General features: G+C 74.3%; 11 protein-coding genes and 1 other RNA gene. 3 read left to right on the forward strand and 9 right to left on the reverse strand.

Annotated features, from left to right (window positions below; translation table 11 throughout):
* Together GCE65_RS08195 and GCE65_RS08200 are read right to left on the reverse strand one after the other, a co-directional pair.
* On the reverse strand, positions 1 to 2,955 hold the full coding sequence (locus tag GCE65_RS08195) for a bifunctional [glutamine synthetase] adenylyltransferase/[glutamine synthetase]-adenylyl-L-tyrosine phosphorylase (RefSeq protein ID WP_153879192.1): 2,955 nt from the start codon (positions 2,953 to 2,955) through the stop codon (positions 1 to 3).
* A gap of 30 nt (positions 2,956 to 2,985) precedes the next feature.
* A complete protein-coding gene (locus tag GCE65_RS08200; protein ID WP_153878040.1) occupies positions 2,986 to 4,320 on the reverse strand; it encodes a glutamine synthetase family protein in 1,335 nt (444 codons plus the stop codon).
* An 88-nt stretch (positions 4,321 to 4,408) separates the two neighbouring features.
* Between GCE65_RS08200 and panB the strand changes: the two genes are divergently transcribed.
* Positions 4,409 to 5,260: a 3-methyl-2-oxobutanoate hydroxymethyltransferase gene (panB, locus tag GCE65_RS08205; RefSeq protein ID WP_152819009.1), complete on the forward strand. Its 852-nt coding sequence runs from the start codon at positions 4,409 to 4,411 to the stop codon at positions 5,258 to 5,260.
* A 70-nt stretch (positions 5,261 to 5,330) separates the two neighbouring features.
* On the opposite strand, the gene hrpB is transcribed toward panB, so the two are convergent.
* The gene (hrpB, locus tag GCE65_RS08210) at positions 5,331 to 7,982 is read right to left on the reverse strand and encodes an ATP-dependent helicase HrpB (RefSeq protein ID WP_153878041.1); all 2,652 of its coding nucleotides are present in this window, start codon (positions 7,980 to 7,982) and stop codon (positions 5,331 to 5,333) included.
* 62 nt (positions 7,983 to 8,044) lie between these two features.
* Entirely contained in the window at positions 8,045 to 8,293 is a 249-nt protein-coding gene (locus tag GCE65_RS08215) for an SPOR domain-containing protein (RefSeq protein WP_152819007.1), read from the reverse strand.
* Between the two features lie 144 nt (positions 8,294 to 8,437).
* On the opposite strand from GCE65_RS08215, the gene ppgK reads away from it, so the two are divergent.
* Complete coding sequence (gene ppgK / locus GCE65_RS08220) at positions 8,438 to 9,238, forward strand: polyphosphate--glucose phosphotransferase (protein WP_153878042.1); 801 nt, start codon at positions 8,438 to 8,440, stop codon at positions 9,236 to 9,238.
* Positions 9,239 to 9,254: 16 nt separating this feature from the next.
* Here the strand turns inward: ppgK and rnpB are convergent.
* Positions 9,255 to 9,645: RNase P RNA component class A (rnpB, locus tag GCE65_RS08225), an RNA gene on the reverse strand.
* 99 nt (positions 9,646 to 9,744) lie between these two features.
* On the opposite strand from rnpB, the gene GCE65_RS08230 reads away from it, so the two are divergent.
* Complete coding sequence (locus GCE65_RS08230) at positions 9,745 to 10,527, forward strand: YaaA family protein (RefSeq protein WP_194928639.1); 783 nt, start codon at positions 9,745 to 9,747, stop codon at positions 10,525 to 10,527.
* A gap of 312 nt (positions 10,528 to 10,839) precedes the next feature.
* On the opposite strand, the gene GCE65_RS08235 is transcribed toward GCE65_RS08230, so the two are convergent.
* The 4 genes from GCE65_RS08235 to GCE65_RS08250 all read right to left on the reverse strand — a co-directional run bounded on the left by GCE65_RS08235 (position 10,840) and on the right by GCE65_RS08250 (position 14,184).
* Complete coding sequence (locus tag GCE65_RS08235) at positions 10,840 to 11,571, reverse strand: zinc ribbon domain-containing protein (protein WP_153878044.1); 732 nt, start codon at positions 11,569 to 11,571, stop codon at positions 10,840 to 10,842.
* Complete coding sequence (locus GCE65_RS08240; protein ID WP_153878045.1) at positions 11,568 to 12,413, reverse strand: Nif3-like dinuclear metal center hexameric protein; 846 nt, start codon at positions 12,411 to 12,413, stop codon at positions 11,568 to 11,570. The genes GCE65_RS08235 and GCE65_RS08240 overlap by 4 nt, the downstream gene beginning before the upstream one ends.
* A gap of 11 nt (positions 12,414 to 12,424) precedes the next feature.
* Complete coding sequence (locus GCE65_RS08245; protein WP_153878046.1) at positions 12,425 to 13,411, reverse strand: diaminopimelate dehydrogenase; 987 nt, start codon at positions 13,409 to 13,411, stop codon at positions 12,425 to 12,427.
* A gap of 101 nt (positions 13,412 to 13,512) precedes the next feature.
* Positions 13,513 to 14,184: a TetR/AcrR family transcriptional regulator gene (locus tag GCE65_RS08250; RefSeq protein WP_228759842.1), complete on the reverse strand. Its 672-nt coding sequence runs from the start codon at positions 14,182 to 14,184 to the stop codon at positions 13,513 to 13,515.
* Positions 14,185 to 14,237: the final 53 nt, after the last annotated feature.

Genomic DNA, 14,237 nt, shown 5'->3' on the forward strand with positions numbered 1-14,237 from the left:
TCAGCCGCCGTAGAAGACCCGTTCGACGACCGTGCGGGCGTGGCGGGCCACGCGGAACCAGTCCTGCTCGAAGTCGGCGGCGAGCCCGGCCCGATAGCCGAGCAGCCGGGCCACCTTGCCCGCCTCGGCGCGGTCCCGGGGGAACACGTCGACCTTGACCCCGCTCGTGCGGCCGCTGCCGAGCACGATCGCGTTCCGGATCCGGCTCGCCAGCGTCCAGGCCTCGATCAGGTCGGCCGCGTCGTCCGGCCCGATCAGCCCCGCCTCCCCGGCCGCGCGGAGCACCTCCCGGGTGCCGGTGTGGCGGAGCGCGGGCACGTCGTGGGCGTGCTGGAGAGCGAGCAGCTGCGCCGTCCATTCGACATCCGCGAGCCCGCCACGGCCCAGCTTGAGGTGGTGGGTCGTGGGCACCCCCCGTGGGAGGCGCTCCGCCTCGACCCGCGCCTTGATGCGGCGCAGCTCCCGCAGCCCACCCGGCTCCGGTGGCGGCCCGTAGCGCAGCGGATCGATGAGGGCGGTGAACTCCTCGCCCAGGGCCACCGACCCGGCCGCATAGCGGGCGCGCAAGAGGGCCTGGCGCTCCCACGGCTGCACCCAGCGCCGGTAGTACTGGTCGAAGGCGGCGAGCGATCGCACGATCGGGCCGTTCCGGCCCTCGGGGCGCAGGTCGACGTCGACCTCGAGCGCCGGCTCGCGCCCGGCGTCGCCGAGGAAGCGGCGCAGCCGGGTCGCCACCCCGGTGGCCCAGGCCTGGGTCTCCTCCCCGCCCGCGGTCCCCAGTTCCCGAAAGGCGAAGAGCACATCGGCGTCGGAGGCGTACCCGATCTCCCGCCCGCCGAGGCGTCCCATCGCGACCACGAGGAACTCCGCCGGATCCGCATCGAGACCGGCCTCCGCGGTGGCCTCGGCTCGGGCCAGGTCGAGGCAGCCGGCGAGGGCGACGTCGGCGATGTCGGAGATGACGAGGGTCGATTCCACGTCGACGTCTGCGAGCACATCGGCCATCGCCGTGCGGGTGAGCTCGCGTCGGCGCACGAACCGGACCGCCTGGGCGGCGTCGGCGGCGCTGCTGCGGCGGGAGACGAGGCTCTCGATCCGCGTGCGCAGCTGCTCGGCGGAGCGCGGGCGCAGCTCCTCGGCCCGGTCGAGCCACGCCACCGACTCCGGCGAGCGCAGCAGCAGATCGGCCAGGTACACCGACTCCGACAGCAACTGGGCCAAGCGTTCGGCCGCCACCCCCGAATCCCGCAGCAGTCGCAGGTACCAATGGGTGGTGCCGAGCACGTCGGAGAGCTTGCGGAAGGCGAGCAGACCGCCGTCCGGATCCGCCCCGTCGGCGAACCAGCCGAGCAGCACCGGCAGGAGCTGGCGCTGGATCGCCGCCCGCCGCGAGACCCCCTCGGTCAGCGCACCGATGTGGCGCAGCGCCCCCCGGGCGTCCGTGTACCCGAGCGCGGTGAGGCGCACGACCGCGGTCTCGGGCTCGAGGGCGACGTCCGCGGGCGAGAGCTGCGCGGTGGCGGGCAGGAGCGGACGGTAGAAGAGCTCCTCGTGCAGGCGGCGCACCTGCCGGCGGGTCGAACGCCAGCGGGCGAGCAGCTCGTCCCCGTCGCGTGCGCCGACGGCCCGCGCGAGCCGGCGCAGCGCCGCGGCGGAGGTGGGCATGAGGTGGGTGCGCTGCAGCCGCCACAGCTGGATCCGGTGCTCGAGCACCCGCAGGAACCGGTACTGATCGGCCATGGCGGCCGCGGCGTCCCGCCCGACGTAGCCGCCCGCGGACAGCGCGGCGAGGGCGTCGAGGGTCGTGGGCGAGCGCAGTTCACCCGCGAGGCGACCGTGGACGAGCTGGAGCAGCTGCACGGTGAACTCGACGTCCCGCAGGCCGCCGCGCCCCAGCTTGATCTGGCGGTCGGCCTCGCCGGCGGGCACGAGCTCCTCCACCCGCCGGCGCATCGCCCGGGCGTCCTCCACGAAGTGGTCCCGGCCCGCCGCCTGCCACACCATCGGCCCGATGCCCGCGAGGTAGGCCGCGGCCAGGTCGGCGTCCCCGGCCACGTGCCGCGCCTTGAGCAGCGCCTGGAACTCCCAGGTCTGGGCCCAGCGGCGGTAATACGCCAGGTGGGAGTCGACGGTGCGCACGAGCGGACCCTGTCGGCCCTCCGGGCGCAGGTTCGCGTCGACCTGCCACAGCGGCGGCTCCCGGTTCGGGCGGGTGCACACCGAGGCGAGGTTCGTGGCGAGCCGGGTGGCCGCCTCGTTCGCCCCGGTCTCCTCGGTCGAATCTTCGCCCTCGTTCGACCCCTCCCCCGCAGACCCCGCCACGTAGACGACGTCGACGTCGGAGAGGTAGTTGAGCTCCCGGCCCCCGGTCTTGCCCATCCCGATGACCGCGAGCCGCACGTGCTCGCCCCCGGGGGTCTCGGCGCGGGCGATGAGCAGGGCCCCCTCGAGCGCGGCCCCGGCGAGATCGGCGAGGGCCGCGGCCACCTCGGGCAGCACGGCGACCGGCTCCTCGCTCGCGAGGTCGCGGGCGGCGATGGCGACCAGCTCGCGACGGTAGGCGATGCGCAGGGCCGCGACGGCGTCGTCCCCACTCGCGGACACGGCCGCCGCGGCCAGCCGCTCGTCATAGGCACCCGCGCCGGGGAACGGGCCGGGGTCGGTGGCGGCGTCGAGGTGCTCGGGGTGGGTGAGCAGCCAGTCCCCCAGCGCTCGGGAGCCGCCGAGGAGGCGCAGCAGCTGCCAGGCCGCCGCCGGGTCCCGGAGCAGCTCTCGGACCCGGTCGGCGCCGAGCTCCTCGGCGAGTTGCACGAGCATGACGAGGGCCTGATCGGGATCGGCGAGCCGGGCCAGGTCCGGGGTGAGCCGCTCGAGGGTCGGCAGCAGCCCCTCCCCCGCCGCACTCGCGAGGAAGCGCCCGGTGCGCTCGGCATCGCGCACCTGGGCCCGCCGCATGAGCGTGGCGAGGGTTGCGGGTCGCACCGGTCAGATCACGTCGATCTGTGCCAGCTCGTACGCGGTGACCTGGGCACGATAGTCCCGCCACTCCTGCCGCTTGTTCGCGAGCACGTGGGCGAAGACGTGCTCGCCGAGGGTGTCCGCCACGAGCTCGGAGTCGGCCATGGCGTCGGCGGCCTGCTCGAGCGATCCGGGCAGCGGCTCGATGCCGAGCGCGCGCCGCTCCCCGTCGGTCAGCTCCCAGACGTTGTCCTCGGCCTCCTCGGGCAGCTCGTAGCCCTCCTCGATCCCCTTGAGGCCGGCGCGCAGGATGAGCGCGTAGGCCAGGTACGGGTTCGCGGCCGAGTCGATGCCCCGGTACTCCACGCGGGCGCTGCGGGCCTTGTCCGGCTTGTACATCGGGATCCGCACGAGCGCCGAGCGGTTGTTGTGCCCCCAGCAGCGGTAGTTCGGCGCCTCGGCCCCGCCCCACAGACGTTTATAGGAGTTGACGAACTGGTTCGTGACCGCGCAGATCTCGGCGCTGTGGTGGAGCAGCCCGGCCACGAACGAGCGCGCCGTGGCGGAGAGCTGATACCGGCCGCCCGGATCGTGGAAGGCGTTCGTCTCCCCCTCGAACAGCGACAGGTGGGTGTGCATGCCGGAGCCGGGCCGGCCCGACATCGGCTTCGGCATGAACGTGGCGGCGAAGCCCTGCTCGAGGGAGACCTGCTTGACCACGGTCCGGAACGTCATGATGTTGTCGGAGGTCGTCAGGGCGTCGGCGTAGCGCAGGTCGATCTCGTTCTGCCCGGGCCCGGCCTCGTGATGGGAGAACTCCACCGGGATGCCCACGTCCTCGAGCATCGCGATCGTCGTGCGCCGGAAGTCCTGCCCCTTGCTCCGGGCCACGTGATCGAAATAGCCGGCCTGGTCGACGGGGACGAGCGGTTCGCTCGAGTCGGCCCGCGGCTCGAACAGGTAGAATTCGATCTCCGGATGGGTGAAGAACGTGAAGCCCGCCTCGTCGGCCTTCGCGAGCGCGCGGCGCAGCACGTACCGCGGGTCGGAGGCGGCGGGCTCCCCGTCGGGGGTGTGGATGTCGCAGAACATCCGGGCCGTGCCGGGGGCCTCACCGGTCCAGGGGAGCAGCTGGAAGGTGGTCGGGTCGGGGCGGGCGAGCATGTCCGATTCCGACACCCGCGCCAGCCCCTCGATCGCCGAGCCGTCGAAGCCGATCCCCTCGGCGAACGCGCCCTCGAGCTCGGCCGGCGCGATGGCCACCGACTTGAGCACCCCGAGCACATCGGTGAACCACAGCCGGATGAACCGGATGTCGCGTTCGGAGATCGTGCGCAGCACGTGTTCGGCTTGACGGTCCATCGGTTCCTCGCTCCTCGTGGGCGGCATGCTATCGCTCCACGCTATCCCAGGCGGCTCCCGCCGCAGCCGACGCACTAGGCTGTGGGCCATGAGCAAGCCGACGGCGCCCGATGCCTCCGCCCTCCCGCCCGTGGGCGGGACCGCCCGCGTGCGCCTGCACCATCTGCGCGGCGCGAAGGAGCGCGGCGAGCGGCTGACGATGCTCACCGCCTACGACGCCCCGACCGCCCGGATCTTCGACGCCGCCGGGATCGACCTGCTGCTGGTCGGGGACTCCTACGGCGACAACATCCTCGGGCACGAGGGCACGACGCCGACGACCATGGACGAGCTCGTCCCCGCCGCCCGGGCCGTCGCCCGGGGCGCGCAGCGGGCGATGGTCGTGGTCGATCTGCCGTTCGGATCCTACGAGGCCTCGGCCGCCCGCGCCCTCGAGTCCGGGATCCGGATGGTCAAGGAGGCCGGGGCGCACGCCGTGAAGATCGAGGGAGGACGACGCGTGGCCGCCCAGGTGCTCGCCCTCACCCAGGCGGGGATCCCCGTGGTCGGGCACCTCGGCTTCACCCCCCAGTCCGAGAACATCCTCGGCGGCAAGCGGGTGCAGGGTCGCGGCGACGAGGCGGCGGAGCAGCTGTGCGCGGACGCGCTCGCGCTCCAGGAGGCGGGGGCCATCGCGATCGTGCTCGAGATGGTGCCCGGGCCGGTGGCGGCGCGGGTGACCGAGATCCTGGCGATCCCCACGATCGGCATCGGCGCCGGCCCCGGGTGTGACGGGCAGGTGCTCGTCTGGCTCGACATGGCGGGCATGGGCGAGTGGTCGCCCCGGTTCGCCAAGCAGTTCGCCCACCTCGGGGCGCTCCTGACCGAGGCCGCCCGCGACTACGCGGCGCAGGTGCGTTCGGGGTCGTTCCCCGGCCCGGAGCACACGTACGAGCGCTAGCCCCCACGGGCCCCACGGGCCCCACGGGCCCTCACGGACCTACTGCCGGACCCCACGGACCCGCAGCGGGTCAGCGCTCCCCGAGCCGCCGATTCGTCAGCCCGGTGGGCCGGTGCGATGCCGGATCCTCGGGCCACGGGTGCTTCGGGTAGCGGCCCCGGTTCTCCGCGCGCACGCCCGCGTACGGGCCCGCCCAGAAGGCGGCCAGATCGTCGGTCACCGCCAGCGGGCGACCGGCCGGCGAGAGCAGGTGGAACAGCACCCGCACGCGCCCGTTCGCCAGCGTCGGGGTGGTGGTGAGGCCGAAGCACTCCTGCAGTTTGACCGCGACGACGGGCCGGGCGTCGGGGTCCACGGCGTCGTCGGGGTACTCCACCCGGCATCGTGAGCCGGAGGGCACCCGGAGCCGTTCGGGGGCGAGCTCCTCCAGCCGGGACGCCTCGGGCCAGGGCAGCAGCGATCGCAGCGCCGCGCCGAGGTCGACCCGGCGCAGGGCCCGGCCGCCGGCGAGGCTGCGCAGGTGCGGTTCGAGCCACGTGTCCGCGGTGGCCACGAGCCCGGCGGCGTCGACGGCGGGCCATGGCGGGCCGAGGTGGCGATGGAGGAACGCGAGCCGGCGCCGCCACTGCTCGTCCTCCCGGGACGGGTCGAAGAGCGCCGGTCCCGAGTCCGCGAGGGCCGCGAGGATCGCCCGCCGGGCGCCGTCGAGGCTTGCGGGCACCGGCGTGGTGGCCAGCTCGATCGCCCCCAGCCGCGTGGTCTCGCGGGCGCGGACCCGCCCCTGCTCGACCACGACGTCGACGCGGGTACTGCGCAGGTGTGCGGCCGCGACAAGCAGGTCGTCGGCCTCGATCGGGGCGGCCGCCCGGATCACCGCCCCGGTGCCGGCTGCGCTGCGGCCGGAGGCGCGGGCGGCCTCGGCGACACCGAGCCACGGCTCGCCGATCAGCGGGCTGCCCGGCGGCAGCGCCGCGCGGGTGCCGGAGGCGAGCAGGTACGTTCCCGGGGCCGCCACGAGCCGGGCGATCCGGTCGGGATGGGCGAGGGCGACGATCATCCCGGGGCTCGCGGTGGCCGCCGCCGCGCCCGCCGGTGGTGCCTGGACGCGCGGCGGCTCGATCGGTTCGCGCCGCTCGAGCCGCTCGAGTCGGTCGGCCTCCGTTCGCCAGCGCCGCTCCTCGGGGCCGGTGCCCGAGCGCAGCTGCCGCCACCGGCCCGCGAGGTCGGCGCCGGGGGCACGCAGGTCCCCGGCGATCAGGGCGACGATCTCGGCGGCGAGCCGCGCCGGGGCGGGACCGGCGTGGGCGCGGGCGAGCCGGGCGCCGTCGACGAGCGCCCGGGCGAGGCGGGGATCCGCGGGGATTTCCGCCAGGCGCCGGCCGAGCTCGGTCGCCCGGCCGGCGGCGTCCACCGCGCCGAGTCGCCGCAGCACGCTCACGGCCTCGGCCATCGCCGCGGCGGGCACCGGCTCGGGCAGGCGCAGGCCCCTCCCGCCCGGGGCGCCCCAGACGGCCAGGGTGAGGGCGGCCCCGGTGAGATCGGCGGTGCTCAGCTGCGAACGGGGCGCAGCGGGCGCGGCGGCATGGGCGCGTTCGTCGATGCAGCGGATCGCCCGGCCGGGCCCGAGCCGGGCGGCGCGGCCCGCGCGTTGATCCATCGCCGCGCGGGAGGCGGCCACGGTCACGAGGCCGGACATGTCACGGGTGGCGTCGCGGCGGGGCTCACGGGCGAGGCAGGCGTCGATCACGAGGCCGACCCCCGGCACGGTCAGGGAGCTCTCGGCGATGGCGGTCGCCACGACGATCCGGGGGCGGCCACCGGGGTGGCGCCCGGCGATCGCGTCGTCCTGCTCGGCCGCGGGGCGGCGCGAATGGAGCTCGAGCACGTCGGCCTCGCCGCCGAGGTCGCTGCGGAGTCGGGCGGCGACGTGGCCGACCTCCCACGCTCCGGGCAGGAACACGAGGGCGTCAACCGACTTGTCCGACTTGTCCGCCCCGTCCGCCGCGCGGGCCGCGCGGGCCGCCACGCCGGCCACGTGATCGAGGAACGCCCGCTCGACGCCCCGGTCGCTCGTGCGGGGCCCGGCCGCCGGGGCGTAGTCGATCCGCAGGGGGTGCTGGACCGCCGGCGAGGCCACGATCGGGGCGGGCTCCCCGCCACCGAGCAGGCGGGCGAAGGCGGGCGCGTCGATCGTCGCCGACATCGCCACGAGCGCCAGATCCTCCCGCAGCTCGCGCACCTCACCCAGGAGGCCGAGCAGCAGGTCCGTGTCGAGGTCGCGTTCGTGCACCTCGTCGAGCACGACCGCCCCGACTCCGGGCAGGTCGGGGTCGCCGAGCAGGCGGCGCAGCAGCAGGCCGGGGGTGCAGAACTCCACGAGGGCCTGCGCGCTCGTGCGGCGCTCCCCGCGCACGGCATAGCCGACGCGCTGCCCGATCGGGCTCCCGTCGAGCGCGGCGAGGCGGCGGGCGGCCGCCCGCACGGCCACCCTCCTCGGCTGGGTGACGACCACCCGGCCGGGCGGGTGGCCGGGGAGGGAGCGCAGGTGCTCGGACAGCAGCGGCGGAACGAGCGTCGTCTTCCCGCTCCCGGGCGGTGCCTGCACGACCGCGAGCGGGGCGGATCCGCCCGCGGCGAGCACTCGGCTCAGCTCGGGGGCGGCCGCACGGATGGCGAGCCCGGCGCCCACGGCGTCGAGCGCGAACGGGCGAGAGGAGACCACGGCGCCATTATCGCCGCTCTCGCGGTGGGCGCCGCTCCCGATGGGATCGCCGGGGCCGCGGCTCAGTCGCCCTCGTCGCCGTTGTCGTCGTCGGCGAGGTCGCCGTGGCGCCAGGCGCGCTCCTCCGCCAGCCAGGCCTCGTTGCGCGCGTGTGCGATCTCGCGCGCATGCTCGGCGGCCTTCCGGGTCGGGTAGGGCCCGAGCCGATAGGTGAAGGCGCTGAGCATGCCGTACTCGACCTCGTGGGTCTCGGTGTTGTAGTAGTAGGCGTGCTCGGAGTCTGGGCGCTGCTTGCGTGCGTTCTCAGTCATCGGAGTCCTCCTTGCGGCTCAACTTGCTCCCAGTCTTGCACCTCGCCGCCGCGAGCGCGGGAGATTCGGGCTCGGCGCGCGGCCCGATGCCACCGGCTGGGCCGCGAACGCAGACTCGGCGCCGAACCCCCTAGAATCCGGTCCATGAACAGCAAAAGCGATGCCCTGGCGATCGGCGACGTCGACTACGGCGACGACGACATCGCCTTCGGCGTGGACATCGGCGGCTCGGGCATCAAGGGGGCCGCGGTGGACGTGCGTACCGGCCGGCTCCTGACGAAGCGGCACCGGATACCCACTCCCCGCCCCGCCGAGCCCGAGTCCGTCGGGGACGTCGTGCGCGACCTGCTCGACCACTTCGAGGTGCCCGGCACCGCCCGCATCGGGGTCACGTTCCCCGGGATCCTCCAGCACGGGGTGCTGCGCTCCTCCGCGAACATGGACGGCGACTGGGTGGGCCGCCACCTCGGCGAGGTGGTCGCCGCCCGGTCCGGGCGGACCGTCTCGGTCATGAACGACGCCGACGCCGCCGGCTACGCCGAGGCCCGCTACGGCGCGGGCAACGACAAGCCGGGACTCGTGCTCACGATCACGCTCGGAACGGGCATCGGGAGCGCACTCGTGCACAACGGCGTGCTCGTGCCGAACCTGGAGATCGGGCACCTGGAGATCGACGGCTACGACGCCGAGACCCGGGCGGCCGCGAGCGTGAAGGACCGCGAGGGCCTGTCCTACCCGGAGTGGGCGACGCGGCTGCAGCGCTACTTCGAGGTGGTCGAGTTCCTCTTCTCCCCCGACCTGTTCATCATCGGCGGCGGCGTGTCCAAGGACCACGAGGAGTTCCTGCCGCTCATCACCACGCACGCCCCGATGGTGCCCGCGCAGCTGCGGAACCAGGCGGGCATCGTGGGCGCCGCGGGGTTGGCGGCCCAGCACCACGTCTGACGCGCGCCGACGGGGGTGGATGAGTCGACCGATACGCCGGGTTCTGTCCCTCGGCCCGCTCCTCGCGGAGTGGGCCGCGGTGACGGTCATCCATCTAGGATGCGCGTTGCCGCGCACCTCGAGCGATCCACCCGGAAGCTCGGCGGGCAGCCTACGAGCGCTTCCTGTCTGATCTTGCTCCGAGCGGGGTTTACCTAGCCGCACCGGTCACCCGGTGCGCTGGTGGTCTCTTACACCACCCTTTCACCATGACCGCCGGTGCACGCACCGGTGGCTGTTTCCTTTCTGTGGCACTGTCCCGCGGGTCACCCCGGGTGGGTGTTACCCACCGCTCTGCCCTGTGGAGCCCGGACGTTCCTCGGCGCCCCGGCACGAGGCCGGGGCGACGCGACCGCCTGGTCGACTCATCCAGGGGCCACTCTACCGCTCCCGGTCCAGGGCCCAGTGATGCGCCCAGTGCGCGGACGGACGCACCGACCGCGCCGACCGGTCCGTACGCTGGCGGGGTGCTCCTGCTGCTCCCGCCCTCCGAGGGCAAGACCGCGCCCGCGTCCGGCCGCCCGCTCGACCTGTCCGGGCTCAGCCATCCGGAGCTGACCGAGCAGCGTCGACGCGTGCTGACGGCGTTGCTCGCCGCGAGCGAGAGCGGTCCGGGCGCGCTCGGGTTGCCGGCGTCGATGGCCGGGGCGGTCGCGGCGAACGTCTCGCTGCTCGAGGCGCCGACGGCCCCGGCGGCGCGGGTGTACACGGGCGTGCTCTATGCCGCCTCCGGACTCGCGGACCTCACGGGCACGGCTCGTTCCCGGGCGAGCCGGCACGTACGGATCGCCTCGGCGCTGTTCGGGATGCTCACCCCCGCGGACGCCATCCCCGCCTACCGGCTGCCGCCGACCGCGAAGCTGCCCGGCCTGCCCGGGGGCGGCACCTCGATCGCGGCGCTGGCGCCGCCGACGTCCGCGGCGATGTCCGCGGAGGAGCCGGGGCTCGTGGTCGATTGCCGCTCCGGCCCCTATATTCGGCTGTGGCGCCCCCGGCCGCCGACGGAATGGGTCTGCGTGCGCGTGGTTCAGCTGCGCGACGGCGTCCCGACCGTCGTCTCCCACGACGCCAAGCACACCCGCGGGCTGCTCACCGGGCATCTGCTCACCCGGGCGGGTCGGATGCCCCGGACGGCGGAGCAGCTCCTCGGGGCCGCCGGTGAGCTCGTCGGCACGGTGCTCGCCGGCCTCCGGCTCGAACCGGCCACCGGCCCGGGCCCCCGGGTGCTCGAGCTCACGCTCCCCGCCTGACCTCGCGACCGGGTCCGGCCTCCCGAGCGGGGTGGGGAACTTCTTCGTCGCCTGCCACCGACGAGTCACCCCGACCGGGCAGGGCGGGCGCCACCGGTCCCCCGTGGGGAGATTCGTTGGTGTGTGGCACCAATGGGTCACCCCGACCGGGCGGGGCGGGCGCCACCGGCCCAGCGTGGGGAGATTCGTAGGTGCGTGGGAACGGAGAGCGACCCCATTCGACGCCGACCCACACGACGCCGACCAACACGGCGCCGACAGCACATCCGGCGCGGTCACCGACTCTCGCGTGAGTCGGAGCGGGCGAGCAGGTCAGTCGACCCGGATGAGCAGGTAGTCGTACTCGTCGGAGCGGATGACCTGATCCGGGGCGGCCTCCCTGATGGCCGCCTTCTCGGTCAGGCTGAGCGGGACCTGGACGCCCACGGTCATCTCCCCCTTGAGGGCGATCGCCCCGAGCCCGCCGGTGCGGCTGCGGACCCGCTCGTACAGGCTCATGAGCGCGTCGTCGATCCCGCCGGCGAGCACCTCGCGGGCCCGGCCGGTCTCGGAGGCCTGAGCGTCGAGCACGGCGATCTCCCGCTCGCTCTCGGCGGTGACGTCGGCGACCTGGGCCTCGATCGCCTGCACCTGCTCGGTCATCGCCGCCAGGTCGACCTCGGCGCCCTCGAGGCGCTCCATCACCTCGAGCTGCGCCTCCTCGAGCACGCCCTGGCGGCGGGCGAGCGCCTCGAGCTCACTCGTGAGCGCCTGGAGCTCCTTCGGGGTGCCCTCCCCGGAGTTGAGCCGGAGCGCGCCCCGCTCGGCGCGGGAGCGCACCTGCTCCACGTCCGCCTCGGCCTTGGCCACCTCGCGGCGGGTGTCCGTCACGAGCACGCCGGCCTGCGTGCGGGCGCGCTGCAGGTCCGCGGCGCGGGCGGTCAGCTCCTCGAGGGTCGCCAGCGTCGGGTGGGTGCGGCGCTGGTGGGCCAGCTGGGCCAGCCGGGTGTCGAGCTCTTGGACCTCGAGCAGGCGACGTTGTTCGGCGGGGGGTGCGGTGGTCACCGGGAGCCTCCTAGGTTGGTGCTGGCAAGCCTAACGGTCCACGGATCGGTCACGAGCCGCGAGGCCCGCACGGCCACGTCGAAGGCCGCCGCGAGCCGGTCGGCGACGCTCGGCACCCAGGGCCACTCGCTCGCATAGTGGGCGACGTCCACGAGCGCCGGTGCGCCCGGCATCGCGCCCGCCTCGGCGGCCCGGTGGTGGCGCAGGTCCGCCGTGAGATAGGCGTCCACTCCGGCGCGGCGGGCGGCGTCGAGGTAGGAGTCCCCGCTCCCCCCGCAGACCGCCACGCGGGAGATCGACCGGTCGAGGTCGCCGTGGATCCGCACGCCGTGCTCGGTGGCGGGCAGCCGGCCGGCCACGAGCTCCCCGAAGCCGCGCAGGCTCAACGGCTCGGCGAGCGTACCCACGCGCCCGATCCCGCTGCCCGGATGCGCATCGGGGTGATCGACCGGTTCGAGCACCTCGAGCGGCACGGTGTCCGCGAGCCCGAGCAGCTCGGCCAGGGAGTCGTTCACCCCGCCGGGGGCGATGTCGGCGTTCGTGTGCGCGGTGTAGAGCGCGACCCCGGCGCCGATGAGGTCGTGGACCATCCTGCCCTTGGGAGTGGTCGCGGCCACGGTGGTGGTGCCCGAGAGGAACAGCGGGTGGTGGGTGAGCAGGAGGTCGGCGCCCCATTCGAGGGCCTCGGCGACCACGGCCGGGTCGATGTCGACGGCCACGAGCACGCGCCGGACCGCGGCCGCCGGGTCCCCGACGGTCAGGCCGACGGCGTCCCAGCCCTGGGCCGTGCTCTCGGGGTATCGCTCGCGCAGGTGGGCCACGATGTCGGCGACGGTCACCATGTCGATCCCGCTCAGAGCTCCCCGGCCCGCAGCTGCTCGGGGCTCCGAGGCGAGAGCAGCCCGGGTGCGATGTCGTACACGGTCTTGGCCCCGTGCTCACCTGCACTGCTGAGCCGGTGAGCGGCGCGGGCGTAGGCCACGAGCACGCTCGCGGTGAACTCGGGGTTGGAGGCGAGCGTGAGCCGGTACTCGATCGAGTTGACCGTGCCCGGGCTCGTCTCGCCCGAATGGATGACGACGCCGCCGTGCGGCATGGCCGAATGGTCGCGCCGGAGCTCCTCGGCCGAGATGAAGGTGACGGTCGTGTCGTAGTCGGCGAAGTAGTCGGGCATCGTGACGATCGCCGAGCGCACCTCCTCGGCGTCCGCGCCGTCGGCGAGCACGACGTAGCAGTGCCGGGTGTGCTTGTCGCGGGTGGCCAGGTCGGCGCCGGTTCCGGCGCGCACCCGGGCGATCGCCTCCTCGTTCGGCACCGTGTACTGCACACCGGCGGCCACTCCGGGCACCCGCCGGACCGCGTCGGAATGGCCCTGGCTCAGTCCCTTGCCCCAGAAGGTCGCCGTCGTGCCCTGCGGCAGCACCGACTGGGCGTAGACCCGGTTGAGGGAGAACAGGCCCGGGTCCCAGCCCACCGAGATGATCGCGGTGGTGTTCCCGGCGCGGGCGGCGGCGTCGACGGCGGCGAAGTACTCGGGGATGCGCGCGTGGGTGTCGAAGGAGTCGACCGTCGTGTAGGAGCGCGCGAGCTCCGGGCCCTGCTCGGGCAGGTCGAGGCGGGAGCCGCCGCAGAGGATGAGCACGTCGATCCCCGCCCGGGTGTCCTCGTCGGCGAGCTCGTCGACCCGCCCGACGTGCACGTCACCCGAGGCCGGCGCGACAGCGAGGGGGTCGCGCCGGGTGTAGATGCCCACGAGGTGCAGGTCCTGCTGCCGGGCGAGCGCCTGCTCGACGCCGCGCCCCAGGTTGCCGTAGCCGACGATCCCAACGCGAATACTCATGCTCTGCCTTCCATAGTCGTGCGCTCACGCTAGCGCGTCCCGGCCCCGTGCGCCGACCCCGGATCGACCCGGATGAGCCCCGATGCGACCCGACGAACCCGTCAGCCGAGGATCTCGGCGCGGTTCAGGTCGCTCTGCGGCCATTCGTAGATCACGGGCTCGGCGAGTGCCTCGTCGGTGACGGCGCGGGCGTCGACCACGCCGATCGAGTCGAGCATGCAGCGCAGGGCGGTGAGCTGATCCACGCGCGGCTGCACGAAGTCCCGTTGCGAGAGGAAGCTCATCCCCAGGAGCGTGACGGTCAGGTAGGTCGCGCACTCGTCGCCGGGCATGACGAGACGGGCCTGGTGCTTCTCCTCGGCGACGCGCAGGTACTCGGCGAGCATCGCCGTCCAGAATTCGAACTCCTCGCCCACCTCCTCGACGGGCGGCTCCGGATCGAAGACGAGCGTGAGGGCGGCCCGCGCGAACGGGCTGCGGCTCGTCTGCAGCGACAGGCTCATGAGACACCGGATCGCGGTGCGCAGGTCCCCCTCGGGGAAGAAGCGTCGGGCGTCGGCATCCGCGTACACGAGGGCATCGTGGAAGGCGCCGGCGAGGGCCCGGGCGAGGTCGCGTTTCGTGGGGAAGTGGTACGAGAAGGCGCCCTTGGTCAGCCCGATCCTGGCCGCGACGGCGGCGAACGAGGTCGCGCTGTAGCCGCGCTCGGCGATCTCCCTGGAGGCGGCGAGAAGGAGCTCGCGCCGCGTCGCCGCCGGACCGGTCATCATCATGTAAATATCTTATGTCCACGGTGGTGCGCCCGGAACAGTGCGGTCGCGCACAG

It is taken from the genome of Pseudactinotalea sp. HY158, assembly GCF_009660225.1.
Lineage (GTDB): Bacteria > Actinomycetota > Actinomycetes > Actinomycetales > Beutenbergiaceae > HY158.

Coding starts and splice junctions, on each gene's coding strand:
- GCE65_RS08195 (WP_153879192.1), bottom strand. CDS start 2,955: ATGCGGCGGGCCCAGGTGCGCGATGCCGAGCGCACCGGGCGCTTCCTC.
- GCE65_RS08200 (WP_153878040.1), bottom strand. CDS start 4,320: ATGGACCGTCAAGCCGAACACGTGCTGCGCACGATCTCCGAACGCGAC.
- panB (WP_152819009.1), top strand. CDS start 4,409: ATGAGCAAGCCGACGGCGCCCGATGCCTCCGCCCTCCCGCCCGTGGGC.
- GCE65_RS08215 (WP_152819007.1), bottom strand. CDS start 8,293: ATGACTGAGAACGCACGCAAGCAGCGCCCAGACTCCGAGCACGCCTAC.
- ppgK (WP_153878042.1), top strand. CDS start 8,438: ATGAACAGCAAAAGCGATGCCCTGGCGATCGGCGACGTCGACTACGGC.
- GCE65_RS08240 (WP_153878045.1), bottom strand. CDS start 12,413: ATGGTGACCGTCGCCGACATCGTGGCCCACCTGCGCGAGCGATACCCC.
- GCE65_RS08245 (WP_153878046.1), bottom strand. CDS start 13,411: ATGAGTATTCGCGTTGGGATCGTCGGCTACGGCAACCTGGGGCGCGGC.
- GCE65_RS08250 (WP_228759842.1), bottom strand. CDS start 14,184: ATGATGATGACCGGTCCGGCGGCGACGCGGCGCGAGCTCCTTCTCGCC.